Here is an 18,231-nt window from a genome sequence, read left to right on the forward strand (position 1 = left end):
CTCGAAAGAGTAGTGATAAGCCCGTTACTAACGTAACGGGCTTTTTTACGTCTATAATTTATAGTGTAGAGTTTGTTATTGGCCAAAACATGACAGCAGTTTGTTGAATATGCCCATGTGTGAGTAGGTCATTTCCTGGCGCCTAATTGACTCGAAAGAGTAGTGATAAGCCCGTTACTAACGTAACGGGCTTTTTTACGTCTATAATTTATAGTGTAGAGTTTGTTATTGGCCAAAACATGACAGCAGTTTGTCGAATATGCCCATGCGTCCCCTTCGGGGATAAAAGAGTAGGTCATTTCTAGGCGCCTAATTGACTTGCAAGAGTCGCGAAACAGCCCGCTATGATATAGCGGGCTGTTTTGTGTCAAAAAACAATATGTAGCCCTTAACTCTCCATAATGACCGCAATCAAAGAGCTCGCTTATTTCGATGGCATTAATTAAATGGCTATTTAATATAAGCAACTTTATGAAATCAACAATACCACTCAATACACTCAATAAGGTGGCGTTGTTTAAGATTCTCTCTGACAGTGTTACGCGTTATTTATTTTTTGCTTTAGGTCATAAGCATCGTCGGTAACAACACGTTCAAGTACTTCAATTCGTTGACGCAGGGCGTTAATTTCATCATGCAGTGCTTTATTGTTAGTTTCTTGTTCTGCAGTCGTATGCGATTGTCTTTGCTTCAGCTTCATGATAGTGACAATAAAGCTGCCTAAAATGGCCAGAATAGGAATTAATAATGCCAATGTTGGTGGGTTCATAATGTGTCCTTAATTGTTTCTATTTATTGTCTATTATTGTGACGTTTTCAAGCAGAAATACTAGTGACAAAAGTCATCATTGTGAAATGAACACCAACTTATTCATTATGTTATAAATTAGTTGTTATCTTAATTATTGATTATAAAGTCTATTTTTTATTTTAGGTTATTAGTAACTCACTTTTTTATCCATTGCACTTGATATAGCGCCAGTGGTCCATATATCTAATTCTGTAGCAGGATCGAATCATGAAATGCTCGATTGAGGTTTCAGTAAACTTGCTACCACAGTGCCGTAAGGGCTGTGAAAACTAAACACCACAAACAGACTGTGGTCATTTTTACATATTGCTTTAGACAAGGGTATGAACATGCGTAATTTTAATATTTCTCCAGATTTAACACCTCTTTATCGTAGTGCTATTGGTTTTGATCGTTTAGCACAACTTGCTGAACATGCTGCAGCTAACAATAGCAACAGTGGTTATCCTCCTTATAATATTGAACTTTTAGGCGAGAATCGTTATCGGATAACGATGGCCGTCGCGGGTTTTTCTATGCCAGAACTCGATATTATGAGTGAAGGTGAAAAACTATTAGTAAAAGGTAATAAGACAGCTACAAGTGATGAACGTAAATATTTGCATCAAGGGATTGCTGAGCGTGGTTTTGAGCGCACTTTTCAATTAGCAGATCATGTACGAGTAATCGGTGCGGAATTAGAACACGGTTTATTAAATATTGATTTAGTACGTGAAATTCCAGAAGCAATGAAACCTCGTAAAATTGATATTGTTGCTACCAACACCCTTAGTTAAGGCGTTATTGTGAATTAATACGATTGATGGCTTAGGTGTTAATAGCATTTAAGCCATATTCTCAACCTTCTAGTTTATCTCCCCCCAATTTAGCCAATTGCTTACACCTAGTTTGTTATCAAACTAGGTTTTTTGTATTCATCATTTATTCAAAAGCACTGGGCCAGGGCCTTGATCTGCAAGAATATCGTTAGGATTATACAGTGGGCAATTTTTCATCGATAAACAACCACAACCGATGCAACCTTCGAGCGAATCTTTCAATTTTTGCATCTGGGTTATCCGCAGCGTAAGTGATTTATTCCAAACATTTGATAATTCTGCCCAGTCTTCTTTAGTCGCTGTTCGTTCATTGGGTAAAGCAGCAAAAGCATGCTTGATATCATCCAACGATATCCCTAATTGTTGCGCAGCTTTGATGAGTGATATTCGCCTGATAACGTCTCGTGTATAACGACGTTGATTACCATTATTGCGCCAACTGCTGATAAGACCTTTTTGCTCATAAAAGTGAATCGCAGAGATGTTTATTCCACAACGTTTGGCGACTTGGCCAACACTTAGTTCTGCATCTATTGACATTCAACCTCCGATTTTTTTTATCATTTTTGCAAAAATAATGCTTTACCTCAAGTTAGCTTGAGGTATTAAGCTGTGTTGCATTAACCATAAGGAGATAAGTGATGCGATTAGAACATTTAAATTTAGTAGTTAATGACTTAGATGAATCATTAGTATTTTATAAAGCGGCCTTTCCACACTGGCGAGTGCGTGGTGGTGGCGAGTCTGTTTGGCATGGTACGCCGCGGAAATGGCTTCACTTTGGTGATGATTATCATTATTTATCGTTAAATGATTCTGGTAGTGGCGAGGTGCGCGATCTTAAAAGTAATGCATTGGGTTTGGCACATTTCGCTTACGTTGTGGATAATATTGATGCATTAGTTGCTAGATTGTCACAAGTGGGTTTTGAGGTGGCGATTATGGGCGGACATGACCCTTTTTATAAAAGCCGTTACTTTATTGACCCAAGCGGATTTGAAGTTGAGTTTGTTGAATACTCAACGGATATTCCCAGTGAGCGAAATCAATACGGTGGTTAGTAACTTATCAATATGCACCATTGGGCTTATAGAGTAAGCCCAATGGTTTTGATCAAAACCGATTATCAGCAAACGTAATAGGTTAAGAGCAGGTAAGCTGACTAAAGGTAGTGTGACAAGTCGCTGTTAGCGGTAAGTTCAACTTCTTGTTGTTTACCATGGAATAAATAAGCCGTCTCATTACCAATAAGGTGTAATTTATCGCCCTGGCGCCATAGCGCGCTGCCTTCTTGGATTCCTATCACCGGTGTCAGTGGATCGACCATGGTAAATTCTAACAGCCGTTGTGCACGAGTTTCACCATTATGGCCTGGCATTTGGTAGTTGGTGTAATGCGGATTTAATTGGAATGGCAATATACCCAATGCGGTAAACGAGGGCGGCTCGACAATTGGCATATCATTGGTGGTACGAATGCTGGCACCAGTAATGTTTGATCCCGCACTCCAGCCCACATACGGCATGCCATTTTCTACTTTTTCACGAATTAAGTGCAGCAAGTCGTAGCGATACAATTCGTTGAGCAATTGGAATGTATTGCCACCACCAACAAAAATGCCTGCAGCATCTTGAATGGCTTGTTTTGGGTCTGCAAACTGATGAATACTACTAATGGTAATTGTTAGGGGTTCAAGTGCCGTTTGCACTTTTGTTAAATACTCATCATAACTTACACTGACGCCAGCATAAGGAATAAACAGCCATTGTTGTCCTGGTTGAGTGAGTGGACGAATAAGCTCAACGGTATGGCTTAGATATGTCGAATTACCGACCCGTGAGGCACTCAACATTAATGCATTAATGGGCATAAAAAGTCCTTTTTGGTTTTAGTTTTTGACAGTTTATCAAAGATTAATCATTGCCGACACAGAGTTTGTTTTTGTAGTCTATTTTTCAGTTTCAATTAATCAATTCTCCCTAGACTCTGCTCGCGTGAATTTCAAGACGATGTTTTATCAAGTTAAAAAAGAGTCATAAATCTTTTTTAATATAACTAAGCTTGAATTTTCATTTTATGGACATATTATGTCTGTAGTAACAATCGTAAATCGGCACTTTTGCCATACAGGAGCTTAAATGAAGCGTATATTTTTGTTGATTGCAACCAACTTTGCCATCTTACTGGTTGCCTCAATTGTAATGTCTATTCTTGGGGTTAATACCTCAACGATGGGTGGACTGTTAGTATTTGCTGCCATTTTTGGTTTTGGTGGCTCGTTTATCAGTTTAGCCATTTCAAAATGGATGGCGAAGAAAACCATGGGCTGTGAAGTTATTACGCAACCACGTGACAGTATGGAACGTTGGTTAGTTGAAACGGTAGCACGCCAAGCTGAAAAGTCTGGTATTAAGATGCCTGAAGTGGCTATTTACCAGTCGCCAGAAATGAACGCATTTGCAACGGGTCCAAGTAAAAACAATGCTCTTGTTGCTGTGAGTTCTGGTTTGCTTTACGGTATGACTCAAGATGAAATTGAAGGTGTACTTGCACATGAAGTGAGCCACGTGGCGAACGGTGACATGGTGACATTAACCTTAATCCAAGGTGTGGTGAATACTTTTGTTATTTTTGCTGCGCGTGTTGTTGCTGGCATTATTAACAATTTTGTTTCCAGTAATGACGAAGAAGGTGAAGGCCTAGGTATGTTCGCCTACATGGCTGTAGTATTTGTACTTGATATGCTATTCGGTATTTTGGCATCGATTATCGTAGCTTACTTTTCACGTATTCGTGAGTTTAAAGCTGATGAAGGCGCGGCACGTTTAGCAGGCAAAAACAAAATGATAGCCGCATTAGAACGTTTACGTCAAGGGCCTGAATCTGGCGCTATGCCAGCACAAATGTCAGCCTTTGGTATTAATGGCAAACGTTCAATGGCTGAGTTAATGATGAGCCATCCTCCATTAGAGAAGCGTATCGCTGCATTAAAAAACAGCTAGTATTCATGCGTTTATCATCATTTATAGTAAAGTTAAACTAAGGAGCCTTTTGGCTCCTTTTTTATTTATTGGGTTAGGTTATGATTGAATATGCCCTATTAATCGGGTAATTATAGTTAACTAATAGTATTAACCGCTCGAATCGATTGCATTTTGTTGTTTAATCACAGCGTATAGGATAGGTTCTGATGTATAGTTAGACTCGGCACTTATATTCATAACACTACTTGTTACAGTATTCATACATATTGAGTATGGCTCGTTTAACATGGTCTATTAAACATTATCAGGATCTTAATATGCTTAAAAAAGCTATTTCTCAAGTACAATTAAGAGAATGGCAGCTAGAAATAAATGATATTTCTGCCGAGTTTCGTCTTACCATCATGTTTTACCAAATTAATGCTGAAAACAGTATTGAAGCTATTTGTACCAGCCAAGGTATTGATGACAATACCCAGCGACAGCATCAAGATAGCTTGTTACAACATCTTAAAGCGGCAGATGCTCAAAGTGTCCAAACGGTAGACAAACATGTTACCGTTTATCATCAGCCTATTCGTTCATCTAAAGGTCATATCATCGGTGTGATCACCTTTAGTGACAAAGCTATCGAACCATCTCAGCAAACATTATTTAAGCCCTTGTCGGCAATGCAAACACGCATAGCGGATATGCTAAGTAATGCCATTCGTTATTATATCAATTCCTTAGCTGTTGATCCTAATGCATCTGAGTCTGTGTCGCTCGATGTTGATTTACAGTCATTTATTGATGCTTTTGATGAACATATGTGGGTTAAAGATGCTAACGGACACTATGTAGCGTGTAATAAAAGTGTTGAGCGAGCTTGGCGAAAGTCTACAGAACAAATTGTTGGCAAAACCGACTTTGACCTTTTTGATCAACGCACTGCAAATGAATTTATTGAGAGTGATAAATTAGCCATCAGTAATGGTTCGACTGTAGTGGTGTCTGAATGTGAAGAAGTTGATGTTAATTTTAATAAGGTTTGGCTCGAAACCATTAAAGCGCCCATTTATAATACCCAAGGTCAATTGACCGGGGTAATAGGGATGACTCGCAATATTGCCAAACACAAAGAGGCGCAGGATCAACTCATATTAGCCGCCAATGTGTTTCAAAATGCAGTCGAAGGGGTAGTGATAACAGACAGTAATGGCAATATTACCGAAATTAACCAAGCGTTTACTGATATTACCGGTTACAGCCGCGAAGAGGTTATAGGCCAAAACCCTAGAATGCTGAGTTCAGGTCGCCATCCTAAAAGCTTTTTTGAACGATTGTGGAATACCTTATTAGTCCAAGGCAAATGGCATGGTGAAATTTGGAATCGCCGTAAGCATGGTGCTATTTTTCCGCAAGCGATAACCATCAGTGCTGTATTCGATAAACTCAATATCATTCAGTATTATGTTGCCGTATTTGCCGATATTTCAGCGCAAAAACAAAATGAAGAAAAGCTGAAAAACTTAGCCTATTTTGATCCGTTGACACAATTGCCTAATCGGATGCAATTTATGTCACTGCTAGAGCAAGAGGTAAATCACTCTCATCGGGCTAAAAAGCAGCTGGCTATTGTGTTTTTAGATATCGATTTCTTTAAGCACATTAACGACAGTTTAGGCCATGTTATTGGCGACGAAATTCTGGTTGAATTGGCTAAACGCTTATCTTACGCTTTATCTGATTTTGACGTATTAGCACGTTTAAGTGGTGATGAGTTTGTGGTCATGTTGCCGAGCATTATGGGAACTGATTCTGTAACGTCATCGGTTGACCGTATTCGCAGTGTATTTGAACGCCCATTTATATTGGACAATACCCAATCTGTACGCCTTACCGCCAGCATGGGAGTGGCGATATACCCAAGCGATGGTGATGATCACGACAGCTTATTACGTAATGCTGACGCGGCAATGCACCGAGCCAAGTTAGATGGGCGAAATAATTATGCCTTTTATACTGAGTCGATGACCAAACAGGCTGTAGCACAATTAAAGCTGCAAACAGCATTGCACCAAGCGCTGGTGAATGAAGATTTTTATTTAGTTTATCAACCTAAGTTGAAACTGTCTGATCTGTCTCCTAGTGGCTTTGAAGCGTTAATTCGTTGGTCTGATCCTGTCTACGGCAATATCTCTCCAGCAGAGTTTATTCCATTAGCAGAGAAGATTGGTTTGATTTGGGATATAGGTTTGTGGGTATTAAAGGCCGCTTGTTTACAAGGGGTTGAATGGCTAACCCAAGGTAAAATGTTTGAACGCATTTCGGTAAATGTAGCCAGCTTACAGCTGCAAAGAAATGATTTTGTCGATAAAGTGCGCTCGATTTTATTGGAAACGGGATTACCGGCCAAACATTTGGAATTAGAAGTCACCGAGTCTTGCATGATGAATGATCCAGACGCGATTATTCGTGATTTGAAATTGCTTGGCGCCATGGGCATTGCCTTGAGTATTGACGATTTTGGTACCGGATACTCATCTCTCAATTATCTCAAAAAGTTACCAATTGATAAGTTGAAAATCGATCAATCTTTTGTACGTGATATCCCTCATGATGCAAATAACACTGCGATTGCTAAAGCGGTTATTGCACTGGGGCATGCATTGAATTTGCAGATTATTGCTGAAGGTGTGGAAACTATCGATCAAGCAGATTTTCTGCGGCTCAATGGCTGTGATTTGGTTCAAGGGTATTTGTACAGTAAACCGCGATTGCCACAAGATCTTAACGAGTTTTTACCGATATTCCATAACCGTATTAACCTGGCCACTGATATTAAATTAAAGTAAATAAAATAGCAGCTTACATAATTTGTAAGCTGCTTTTATATCACTATTACGACTTTTTAATGCTGTATTAAGCGTAAATATCTACGTTCACAGAGGTTGAATTACTGTTAGCCGTTGCGGTGTTATCACCATTATAAATACTGCTCAATGCCTCAAAGAAAATACTGCCGATGTCCTCGTCAGTTAATCCATCTGTAAGTGGTTTTAATTCATCTAACATAGACTTCAACGACTCTTGCTGCTCGTCGGTCAATGATGACAACATGTCTGTGGTTAATTGCTGTTGATCATCAGACAAGGTCGATACCGCTGTATCTAGCCCAGGCGGGACACCGCCTTTTGGTGGCGGCGGGCCATCAGGACGCGGAGGTCTTTGTGTGTTTTCGGTCGATGTCATTTGCATCGAAGTATTACCACTCGTCACTTGCATATTTACTCCTCAGATATTCTCTGTAATCTATTCTTGATGAAACTACCTAGCAACATATTTTTGTTAATTACGTTGTTTTGGTGGTTGTTTCATATCGTCAGGACCATTGGCAGGTACAGCGACAAGCTCGCCATCGATAATTTGACAACTTGCTTCAAGGGTGTCTCCCCGCGGGGTGTCAAAACTAACCTGATCATTTTCAACACTGTTAGCACACGCTTCAACAGCTTCTTTAGGTGGCTTTCTATCATGCGGGTTAGCATTAGCAGCGAAAGATGCTAATAACATAAAGCTAAGTAGACCAATACTGATTGGCTTAAGAGTCATAGTGACACTCCTTGGTTAGGTAACTAAAGGTAATATAACCTAACAATGTGGAGTAATTGTGCAGAATTGGAGGAGATTTTTATCAGTTATTTATCGCGACTAGTTTATGCGTATATTGCTGGTTATAATGTATTTTATGCAAATATCTCAAAAGCTTTTCTTGGCCTTCGTTGGCCTAACCAGTATTGTACTTATCGCCACGTTATCGTTAGCGAGGTGGAGTTTTGACCAAGGTTTTTTAGACTATATCAACGGATTAGAACAAGAACGTTTACAGCATTTATCGAATGAACTATTGACACTTTATGCGGCCAATCCGGAAGCACAAACCGATCCATCAGTAATGACAGATCAACAATCTACACAAGTGTGGCAGTCGATTAATCAAAAAACATTAACACAAGCCATTTCGCTTCACGCTCCATTTCCAAAAAGAAATAGACCCGGCGACGGGGCAAGACCGCCAAGACCTGCAGGTGATAATCGTCCTCCAATGGGACCTGATCGACGTTTAGGTCCTCCTAGGCAACGGCCACCTTTTTCACCACCTTCTGGTCCACCGACGGGGTTATACTCAGCAGAACAACAGTTTATTAGCGGCGTTGATATTGGCAATGTGGATAATCGGATTAGCTTAACCTTGTTATTCAACGATCGTATAGTAGGCTATTTATACAGTAGCCCTATTCGTGAAGTTGAATCGTCTTCAGCTACCGCATTTTCTCAGCAACAACGTTGGACCAGTATCGGAATCGGTTTATTGTGTTTACTGCTTGCCAGTGCAATTGCTTGGTGGTTGTCACGTTTTCTACTGATCCCCGTTAAACAAGTTATGCTGGGAGTATCGTATTTATCTCAAGGTAATTATGATGAACGCTTATCACCTCAGCGTGCAGATGAGCTGGGTCAATTAATGACCAATATTGATCATCTCGCCATGACGCTATCGAAAAACCGCAGTGCTAAAAATCGTTGGTTAGCTGATATTTCTCATGAACTGCGCACGCCATTGAGTATTTTATGTGGTGAGATTGATGCGATTAAAGCAGGGATCAGGACGTTCGATAACACACAGCTGAACTCACTCGAACAAGAAGTGTTGCGCATGAAGCACTTAGTCGATGATTTGTATGAACTGTCTTTATCTGATGTTGGTGGACTCCGATATCATTTTCAGCGGGTGAACGTCAGTGAGTCCCTACACAGCACGCTTAATAGTATGGCTACCAGCCTACAAGATAAAGGCCTAACGCTACAAAGTCAGCTCCAGCCGGGGGTGTATTTATCTGCCGACGTACTTCGGCTTGAACAGCTATTTATTAATTTACTAATGAATTCTATGGCTTACACAGACAGTCCTGGGGTAATTGATGTGCGATTGTCACAACAAGCCAAAATGATGATATTAACCATCAATGATACTAAGCCCAGTGCCAGCATTGAAGAGTGTGAACACCTGTTTGAGCCATTGTATCGCCAAGACAGTGCCCGCACACGTCGTGGTAGTGGTGCAGGTCTTGGTTTAACCATCTGTAAGAATATTGTCGAAGCGCATGATGGCACCATTAAGGCCGTCCCATCACTATTGGGTGGGCTTTGTATTGAAGTACAATTACCTATGCACAGGGAATGACTATGAGTGGACATGTTCATCAACAACCATTGACCATATTAGTGGTAGAAGACGAGCCTAAAATAGCGCAGATTTTAGTCGACTTTTTAACCCTTGAAGGTTTTAACACCTTGGTACAACACGATGGTCGTGATGTAATTGAAACGATTAAGTCTCAACAAATTGACTTTATGATTCTAGATTTGATGTTGCCCTATAAAGACGGTTTAACCATTTGTCGTGAATTGAGGCAATTTTCAATGCTGCCAGTGCTAATGTTAACGGCGCGGGTAGATGAAATTGACCGCTTAATGGGCTTAGATATCGGCGCAGACGATTATGTGTGTAAGCCATTTTCGGCTAGGGAAGTCGTTGCTCGGGTAAAAACGATTTTAAGGCGAGTCGAAAATACTCACGGCAGTCAAAGCGAGCAGGTTATTCGTTATAAACATCTACAAATCAATATCGAACGCTTTAAATGTCAGGTCGACCAACAAGACGTAGAATTAACCCCTGTTGAGTTTAGATTACTGCATACTTTGCTAAAACGGCCAGGTGTGGTGCACTCTCGAGATAGCCTCATGCAGGTGTGTTATGTCGACGATCGTATTGTTAGTTCACGTACCATTGACAGTCATGTGAAAAATCTACGACATAAGTTAACCCAAGCCAGCCAACAAAAGGAGTTACTGCATTCCATTTATGGTGTGGGTTATAAGGTAGAGTAATGCTGCATTTTATTGGTAAGTCTATTTTTACGTTTTAAAGCCGTTTCATAAGCATCCTAATGCAATGGGTAAGCTTAGTAGCTGGCGATTAATGTGTATTACTGATCGGCTTTAGTTTCGGCAAAACTCCTTTAAATCTGCACTATTTTTGCGCTTTTGATTGCTAACATCACTATATCTAATGCTCCTAGCTATCTGGATTAACAAGGAATAGTTTTTATGCCGTCACTAATTTTATTATTACTGCTGTGCTGTCAGATTTTTCTGACCATTACCTTGGTCGTAGTATTTATTGGTGGTTATCAGGAACCATCATAATTTGACCTTAACGCCAGAGTCTCTTGTTAATCTTTCAAGTATCCACGCGAATCATTTTCTAAGTGTTTTATAAAATGCTCAGCATTTTGTTGTTGCTGTTCCCCTAGCAAGATTATTATCCGATTCAGGTGCATTGCAGCAGCTTTATCGATTTATTACATTTATCTACGATGTTTACTCGCTCAAAGCGTGGCTTTTGTTTAGAATGTCGTTGATATCATTTAGGGTATCAACGTGGTCTTGTGCTGGCATTGAATATACTGGCGCGTTATTAATCATCACTAGCAGAACGTGGCAATTAACCCGTGAATGTTAGACTAAGAGTTGATAGTCGGATAAATTCCGATCACGTAAGATAGACCTTCCACTGGCATGCGCCGTTAGGAATACATTTATACTGAGGTGGACTGTTTTTCTGCCTAGGAGCATTAATGCAACTGTTTGTAAAAGATTTAACCGTTATCGATTTCTCTTACCTTTGTCCTGTTCGTGGCATGGTTGGTGAAAGCTGGATTGTCGATGTGCTATTAGATGGCGGCTTAGATGAGCAAAATATGGTGCTCGACTTTGGTAAGGTTAAACGCATCATCAAAAACACCATTGATGATGTAGCCGATCATCGCTTGTTAATCCCTACTGCGTGTAGCGAAGTGCGCTGGCAGCAAAAAAGCGACCGAGTTTGGATGGATTTTAGCAGTGAAAAAGGTGACATACATTTAGCATGTCCTTCACAAGCATTTGCGCTTATTCCTACAGAAGTGATTGACTACCAAAGCGTTAATGACTTTTTGAAAAAAGCCTTACGTGAAGTGTTACCTGAAAATGTCCAAGGCATCAGCCTCACATTGCGCAGCGAAGTGCTCGATACCCCGTTTTACCATTACAGCCACGGATTACGTAAACATGACGGTAACTGTCAGCGTATTGCGCATGGTCATCGTAGCCCGGTAACCGTATTTGAAAATGGTATTGCAGAGCCGAAATGGGACCAATACTGGGCAGAACGTTGGCATGATATTTACCTCGGCACTGAAGAAGACTTAGTGTCAGTGAAAACACTAGAGTTGTCGAAGCAGACTAAAATCAGCGACGAAACTCATTTTGGTTTTCACTATGTTGCGCCTCAAGGTGATTTTCAATTAGCGATGCCTAAGCATTGTTGTGACTTACTTCCTCACGACACCACGGTTGAGATGCTAGCTGAATACATGGCAAAGACATTGGCAAGTCAAGCGCCTGAAAGTCATTTTAAAGTTATCGCTTATGAAGGTATTGGCAAAGGGGCCATTGCGGTAAGAGGTTAATCAAGTATTATTAATGGGCTGCCTTAAGGTGGCCCTTTTTTTATGTTTTTTGGCGCTATTAACAAGGAATGCGTTTCGATTATGTTATTAAAAAATACCGTTTTAAAATCGATATCAACAGCTGCAATGTTGGTGGCCAGCTTTTGTGGCTTAAGTGCTAGTGCGATTGCCGCTGTGACATTTCAAGGCCAGTTTGAACAAGGTGCATTAGTGCGCGGCGCAGTGCCGGTCGGCAGTAAAGTATTACTTAATGGCCAATCGGTAAAGGTCACCCCAAACGGTCAGTTTGCCATTGGATTTGATAGAGACGCTAAGTCAGAACAAGTGTTTAAAGTCATTTATCCAGACGGATTAACAGAAATTAAGCCGTTAACCATAGCCGCACGACAATACCAAATTGATCGAGTCACAGGCATCAGCCAAAAAATAATGAAACCGGATCCAATAGCCCAAGCCAGAGCGGCAAAAGATGCCAAACAGACTCGCGCAGCCAGAGACTTATTTAGTCAACAACAGGCATTTATGCAAACATTTATTTGGCCGGTTACTGGCAGAATTTCAGGGGTTTATGGCAGCCAGCGGGTTTACAACGACGTACCCGGTAATCCACATTTTGGCGTTGACGTTGCCCGTCCAACAGGCACTGTAGTGGTTGCGCCAGCAGATGGTGTTATTACGTTAGCTGAGCCAGATATGTTTTATTCTGGTGGCACGGTGATTATCGATCACGGTTATGGTGTCAGCTCTACCTTTTTGCACCTGAGTAAATTGTATTTAACCGTTGGTGATAAAGTTGTGCAGGGTGATAAGGTCGCTGAAATTGGTGCCACCGGTCGAGTGACTGGCCCGCATTTAGACTGGCGCTTAAACTGGTTCCAAATGCGTTTAGACCCCGTTTCGATTGTACCGTCAATGGCGACAGTACTGGCAGCGGAGAAAGCGGCAAAATAGTGTTAAGCCATATGTTAGGGTTTCGGTATGACGATTGAACCGGAACCCTTTATTCAATGATAATGCTATTCGCTTGATAACTTGCACTTCATATGTTCTGAACTCACCACAACGTCAACGCTATTTTCCTCACTAAACTTATGATGTTGAAACGTTTTCTTACTTTAAGCGACAAACTTATATCGAACGACTAAATGCTTATCGTCAACATCACAAAGGGCTCTGGTTATGATCAAGCAAGTGGGTAATACCGTTATTGAGTTAAAGCACAAAGCAACATGTCATTGTGGTGCCGTTGAACTCGAGCTCACTTTACCCAATGGTATCGAAAATCCACGACGCTGTGATTGTTCAATTTGTCGTAGAAAAGGTGCGATTGCTGGGTCTGTTAAACTGGATGGGATCAGGGTGGTAAAAGGTCAAGATGTGTTAACGCTTTATCAATTTAACACCAATACCGCGAAACATTATTTCTGTTCTCATTGTGGTATTTATACTCATCATCAACGTCGATCAAACCTGACTGAATACGGTTTTAACATAGCTTGTTTAGACGGTGTTAATCCATTTGATTTAGGTTATGTACAAACGAGTGATGGGGTAAACCATCCATCAGACCGAGACGTTGTATAGCAAATGGTAAGGCATGTTAATAAAAGGCATTAGGTATTGTATTTCCATCTCTGAGTATCTAATAGAAAACCTCATCATGAATGGCTCTGAATTTGAAAATAAATCTAATGTTATTGTTGCGATGAAGCAATAAACAGAGCATTCAAATATGACTGCTCTGTTTATTAAAGATGGATTTAACTGTTTGTCATTTCTTTAATCATGTCTAATGCAACGGCTTCTGCAATACTGATACCGTCAATACCCGCCGATAAAATCCCGCCAGCATAACCGGCGCCTTCACCTGCAGGATATAAACCTTTGGTGTTAATGCTTTGGAAATCGGCCCCACGTTTAATTTGCACCGGTGAAGAGGTACGAGTTTCAACGCCGGTTAACATGGCATCTTTACTGTCGAAACCACGAATTTTTTTACCAAATGCAGGAATGGCTTCACGAATAGCATCGATAGCGAATTGCGGTAATGCATCGCTTAAATCGGTCATTTTTACGTTGGGTTTATAAGACGGCTCAACGTTTTCAAACGGTTTACCAACACCTGCAGCTAAAAAGTCACCGACCATTTGCGCTGGAGCATCATAATTGCTGCCGCCCATGATATAGGCGTGGCGTTCCAATTTACGTTGTAGCGCAATACCTTGAAGTGGATCGTTGTCAAAATCACTCGGATCAATGCCAACCACAATGGCACTGTTGGCATTACGTTCACTACGCGAATATTGGCTCATGCCATTAGTCACTACTGCATGTTCTTCAGACGTCGCCGCCACAACCACACCACCAGGGCACATACAAAAGCTGTAAACACTGCGACCACTTTTGCAATGGTGGACTAACTTATAATCTGCTGCACCTAACATTGGGTGACCCGCGTTAACGCCAAAGCGATCTTTATCAATCATCTCTTGCTTATGTTCAATACGAAAGCCAATCGAAAATGACTGCGCCTGCATATACACGCCTTTATCATGTAACATTTGGAAAGTATCACGGGCACTGTGACCAATCGCAGCAATAACATGTTTAGAATGCAGTACTTCGCCATTTCTCAGGGTGACACCAGTCACTTGACGGTCAGTAATGTTGATTTCATCAACACGGGTTTCAAAGCGAATTTCACCGCCTAAACGGATTATTTCGCGGCGCATTTTTTCCACCATAGTGACCAACTTAAAGGTACCTATATGTGGTTTACTAACATAAATGATTTCAGCTGGTGCACCCGCAGCGACAAATTCTTGTTTGACTTTTAAGCCTTTAAAGCCAGGGTCTTTAACTTGGCTATATAACTTTCCATCCGAGAATGTGCCAGCGCCACCTTCACCAAATTGTACGTTTGATTCAGTGTTTAACTCACTGGTACGCCAAAAACGGAAGGTATCTTTAGCGCGTTCGTGGACAGATTTTCCACGCTCTAAAATAATCGGTTTAAAGCCCATTTGTGCCAACATAAGCCCAACAAACAAGCCGCAGGGTCCCATGCCGATCACCAGTGGACGTTCCGTTAAGCCTTCTGGAGCAGTCGCGACATATTTATAATCGGTATCTGGCGACACGCGGATATTATGGTCGTCAGCAAGTGATGCCAATAACGCGGCTTCGTCTACATTGGCTAATGTCACATCTAGTGTATAAATTAACGAAATTAAATTCTTTTTACGGGCATCGTAGCCACGCTTAAACACATGTATATCAACCAGCTGATCCGCTGAGATAGAGAGCCTTTGCAATACGAGTTGTTGCAGCGCATCTTCATTATGGTCGAGAGGCAATTTTACTTGGTTTAAACGGATCATGATTTACCTAAAAAGAGACTTAAAAAACAGCGCGTAGTTTACGTGATTTAACCTTAAAATGAAATTATCTATTGATGGTACTTGCTCTATGTCATGCTGTATTCTTTACCTTCATGATTAAATAGTAAAACAGATCACCCAGTTTAGCTCACTCTAGCGGGTGAACTCAGTGTGATACAAGCGAGTAGGGCGATAGGAAGTGAATATGTTGCGATGGATTATATTTCTTTATAGCGTAACAGTTTGTGTGAACGTGCAAGCTGCAACCAATGTGACTTTATTGAGTGATAACGGGATTGAGAGTTGGACCTCCAAAGTATTCTCTGGTGAATCAATTTACAGCGTTGGAGACTATAAAGGGCGCCTAGCATTAAAAGCACTCAGTCACCATTCCGCGTCAGGCCTGGTGCTAGAAAAGCAAATTGACCTCATTGCAACGCCTTACCTAAACTGGAGTTGGTTAGTTGAAAAGACGCTGCCGGAGTTAGACGAGCGAAGTAAAGCTGGTGATGATTTTGTGGCGCGAGTTTACGTGGTTATTGATGGTGGTTTTATGGTGTGGAACACCAAATCATTAAACTATGTTTGGTCGAGCAATCAAGCCAAAGGCTTGGTTTGGAACAACGCTTTTGCTGGCTCAAGTGTTAAAATGATGTCTGTGCGAGGACAGCAATCGCAGCAAAGTCAGTGGTATGAAGAAAAACGCAATGTGTATCAAGATTTGATTGAAATATTTGGGGATAAAGGCAGTGAAAAAGCTAACAGCAAAGCGTATCAATACATCGATATGATTGCGATTATGACCGATACCGACAACAGTGGCAAAGATGCAGAAACGTATTATGGCGACATAATATTTACTGAAAAATAGCAACTGATCAACCTGCATTTACTGGTGCTTAGCGACCTAGCAAAGTCGCATTAATTTTTACTTTATCGTTAAAGTAGTGGGCTAAATAAGTAAAAAAACTGCTCGACTAATCGTTTTACTAACGGTCTTTTACGCCACTGGCGCGCATCCATTTTTATTGAATTAGCTATATATTGATGTTGGACTTCACTAAGCGATTGAGTGAATTCTAAATTTTCAACAGAAAGAGTCACTTCAAAGTTAAGCCATAGGCTGCGCATATCAAGATTAACTGTGCCGATTAGACTATGGTGCAGGTCAATGACCACTGACTTTGTGTGCAGTAAACCGCCACGAAAACGATGAATATTGACACCTGCATTCAGTAACTCGCCAAAGAAAGATCTGCTGGCCCATTCCACCATCATTGAGTCGTTTTTATCGGGTATGATTAAATTGACCTCCACACCCCGTAATGCAGCTGCTGTTAATGCAAACAGTAGGTTTTCACTGGGGACAAAATAAGGGCTAGTGATGGTGATGCTGTGTTTTGCTTGATAAATACTGAGCAATAAAACTTGTTGGATCATATCCTCAGGCATGCCGGGTCCTGATGGAATAACTTGAACCATGTCGGATGGTTCCTCGTCGTGCGGATGGCATTGTGGCGGTTCGGGTAACATTCTCTGGTCTGTTTCGGTTTCCCAATCCCAGGCGAGAATGCAGTTAAGCACTGGCACACTGGAGCCGGTAATTCTCACCATGACATCAACCCACTCACCAACACCAGCGCTTTGCTTAAAATATTTAGGATCGACTAGATTCATTGAGCCGGTATAACCGATTTGGTTGTCTATCACGACTATTTTACGATGAAGGCGAAGATCTAAACGGCGGAAGATCATACGTACAAGAGAAACAGACAGTGCGGATACCAAATTTATGCCAGCTTCACGCATTTTTTTTGGCCACTTACTGTTAAAAAAGGTTCGACTTCCTGCAGCATCTAATAATATTCTCACTGCCACATCGCGTTGAGCAGCTTGAATAAGTGCTTGGGCAACTTGGTCAGCAAGCCCACCAGGATGCCAAATATAGAACTCTAAATGAATCGAGGTTTGCGCTTGTTGTATGTCTTCAATCAGGGTTGTTAAAATCGTTTCGGCGGATGATTTAAGTGTTAGTTGATTATTGGCTAACGTAGGAATGCCCAGACGTTTTTCACATAAATGGCTTATGGGAATCGCGTAATCACTTAAGTTGTGAGGACGATATTGCTGAATGGCAAACAGTCGACGAAACCATTCCCGATAGGGGCCGTACATCTCTTTAGCTCTCACTGCGCGGGTTTTACCAAGGTTCATCTCGCCAACGAGGAAATAAAGGAAAATACCTAAGATGGGGACAACAAAAATAAGCATCATCCAAGCTAAGGAAACACCAATAGATCGCCGTTTATAGACAATACGCGTGGTGATACCAGCAATGAGCAGCCAATAAGCTAATACGCTGATTATCGTTAATATTTTATAAAGCTCAACCATAGCTAGCCAGTGTATCAATCATGTAGAAAAACATGCACTTATCATATCAGGTTTTCAATCGGTATGGTCTACAGTCATCCGTCTGTACGGCTGGGTATATCAAACAGTTTGTTTTATTATAAAGACTCTGGTGCTATTCAGTTTAAAGCGAACCAAACGCTAGCATCACTTTAAGTCATTTTCAGATAGCCCTCCCAAAACGAATAGAGGTATTCATCCATCGGTATTTTTCGCTCAAAGCCAACATCGACCTTACAGCCTAAGCGTAAACTGCTTGGGCTTGCTCGA

At 41.1% G+C, this 18,231-nt stretch carries 17 protein-coding genes; 10 read left to right on the plus strand and 7 right to left on the minus strand.

What is annotated here, in order from left to right; genetic code table 11:
* Positions 1-538: 538 nt before the first annotated feature.
* Positions 539-769 carry a hypothetical protein gene (locus AAEY99_RS19735; protein ID WP_101087475.1) on the minus strand — a complete coding sequence of 77 codons (231 nt, stop codon included), beginning with the start codon at positions 767-769 and terminating at the stop codon, positions 539-541.
* Between the two features lie 371 nt (positions 770-1,140).
* Here AAEY99_RS19735 and AAEY99_RS19740 point away from each other — a divergent pair, with 371 nt between their 5' ends.
* Complete coding sequence (locus tag AAEY99_RS19740) at positions 1,141-1,587, plus strand: Hsp20 family protein (protein ID WP_101087476.1); 447 nt, start codon at positions 1,141-1,143, stop codon at positions 1,585-1,587.
* Between the two features lie 141 nt (positions 1,588-1,728).
* Here AAEY99_RS19740 and soxR read toward each other — a convergent pair whose 3' ends face one another.
* Positions 1,729-2,169 (minus strand): redox-sensitive transcriptional activator SoxR, encoded by a 441-nt coding sequence (soxR, locus tag AAEY99_RS19745; RefSeq protein WP_162022817.1) that lies wholly within the window; start codon positions 2,167-2,169, stop codon positions 1,729-1,731.
* Between the two features lie 101 nt (positions 2,170-2,270).
* On the opposite strand from soxR, the gene AAEY99_RS19750 reads away from it, so the two are divergent.
* Complete coding sequence (locus AAEY99_RS19750) at positions 2,271-2,690, plus strand: VOC family protein (RefSeq protein WP_335692569.1); 420 nt, start codon at positions 2,271-2,273, stop codon at positions 2,688-2,690.
* Between the two features lie 101 nt (positions 2,691-2,791).
* Here AAEY99_RS19750 and pepE read toward each other — a convergent pair whose 3' ends face one another.
* The gene (gene pepE / locus AAEY99_RS19755) at positions 2,792-3,499 is read right to left on the minus strand and encodes a dipeptidase PepE (RefSeq protein WP_162022818.1); all 708 of its coding nucleotides are present in this window, start codon (positions 3,497-3,499) and stop codon (positions 2,792-2,794) included.
* A gap of 268 nt (positions 3,500-3,767) precedes the next feature.
* Between pepE and htpX the strand changes: the two genes are divergently transcribed.
* Both htpX and AAEY99_RS19765 read left to right on the plus strand, forming a co-directional pair.
* Positions 3,768-4,631, plus strand: a complete 864-nt coding sequence (htpX, locus tag AAEY99_RS19760) for a protease HtpX (RefSeq protein WP_162022819.1) — start codon at positions 3,768-3,770, stop codon at positions 4,629-4,631.
* A gap of 299 nt (positions 4,632-4,930) precedes the next feature.
* A complete protein-coding gene (locus tag AAEY99_RS19765; RefSeq protein WP_101087481.1) occupies positions 4,931-7,450 on the plus strand; it encodes a putative bifunctional diguanylate cyclase/phosphodiesterase in 2,520 nt (839 codons plus the stop codon).
* Between the two features lie 67 nt (positions 7,451-7,517).
* Here AAEY99_RS19765 and AAEY99_RS19770 read toward each other — a convergent pair whose 3' ends face one another.
* Together AAEY99_RS19770 and AAEY99_RS19775 are read right to left on the minus strand one after the other, a co-directional pair.
* The gene (locus tag AAEY99_RS19770; protein ID WP_242445174.1) at positions 7,518-7,880 is read right to left on the minus strand and encodes a hypothetical protein; all 363 of its coding nucleotides are present in this window, start codon (positions 7,878-7,880) and stop codon (positions 7,518-7,520) included.
* 63 nt (positions 7,881-7,943) lie between these two features.
* A complete protein-coding gene (locus AAEY99_RS19775) occupies positions 7,944-8,207 on the minus strand; it encodes a hypothetical protein (protein ID WP_335692563.1) in 264 nt (87 codons plus the stop codon).
* 136 nt (positions 8,208-8,343) lie between these two features.
* Between AAEY99_RS19775 and AAEY99_RS19780 the strand changes: the two genes are divergently transcribed.
* From AAEY99_RS19780 to AAEY99_RS19800, 5 genes are all read left to right on the plus strand, one after another.
* Positions 8,344-9,840, plus strand: a complete 1,497-nt coding sequence (locus tag AAEY99_RS19780; protein WP_351011682.1) for an ATP-binding protein — start codon at positions 8,344-8,346, stop codon at positions 9,838-9,840.
* A gap of 2 nt (positions 9,841-9,842) precedes the next feature.
* A complete protein-coding gene (locus AAEY99_RS19785) occupies positions 9,843-10,547 on the plus strand; it encodes a response regulator (protein ID WP_059745107.1) in 705 nt (234 codons plus the stop codon).
* A 749-nt stretch (positions 10,548-11,296) separates the two neighbouring features.
* On the plus strand, positions 11,297-12,169 hold the full coding sequence (locus tag AAEY99_RS19790) for a 6-carboxytetrahydropterin synthase (RefSeq protein WP_351011684.1): 873 nt from the start codon (positions 11,297-11,299) through the stop codon (positions 12,167-12,169).
* 126 nt (positions 12,170-12,295) lie between these two features.
* The gene (locus tag AAEY99_RS19795) at positions 12,296-13,120 is read left to right on the plus strand and encodes a M23 family metallopeptidase (protein WP_351011705.1); all 825 of its coding nucleotides are present in this window, start codon (positions 12,296-12,298) and stop codon (positions 13,118-13,120) included.
* A gap of 228 nt (positions 13,121-13,348) precedes the next feature.
* Positions 13,349-13,753, plus strand: coding sequence for a GFA family protein (locus AAEY99_RS19800; protein ID WP_351011686.1), 405 nt, complete (start codon positions 13,349-13,351; stop codon positions 13,751-13,753).
* A gap of 176 nt (positions 13,754-13,929) precedes the next feature.
* Here AAEY99_RS19800 and AAEY99_RS19805 read toward each other — a convergent pair whose 3' ends face one another.
* Positions 13,930-15,549 (minus strand): NAD(P)/FAD-dependent oxidoreductase, encoded by a 1,620-nt coding sequence (locus AAEY99_RS19805; RefSeq protein ID WP_101087488.1) that lies wholly within the window; start codon positions 15,547-15,549, stop codon positions 13,930-13,932.
* A 205-nt stretch (positions 15,550-15,754) separates the two neighbouring features.
* On the opposite strand from AAEY99_RS19805, the gene AAEY99_RS19810 reads away from it, so the two are divergent.
* Positions 15,755-16,420, plus strand: a complete 666-nt coding sequence (locus tag AAEY99_RS19810; RefSeq protein ID WP_351011688.1) for a DUF3047 domain-containing protein — start codon at positions 15,755-15,757, stop codon at positions 16,418-16,420.
* A 68-nt stretch (positions 16,421-16,488) separates the two neighbouring features.
* Here the strand turns inward: AAEY99_RS19810 and cls are convergent, their stop codons facing one another.
* A complete protein-coding gene (cls, locus tag AAEY99_RS19815; protein ID WP_351011690.1) occupies positions 16,489-17,943 on the minus strand; it encodes a cardiolipin synthase in 1,455 nt (484 codons plus the stop codon).
* Between the last annotated feature and the right edge of the window lie 288 nt (positions 17,944-18,231).

Source organism: Shewanella sp. S1-58-MNA-CIBAN-0166 (assembly GCF_040310085.1).
GTDB lineage: Bacteria > Pseudomonadota > Gammaproteobacteria > Enterobacterales > Shewanellaceae > Shewanella.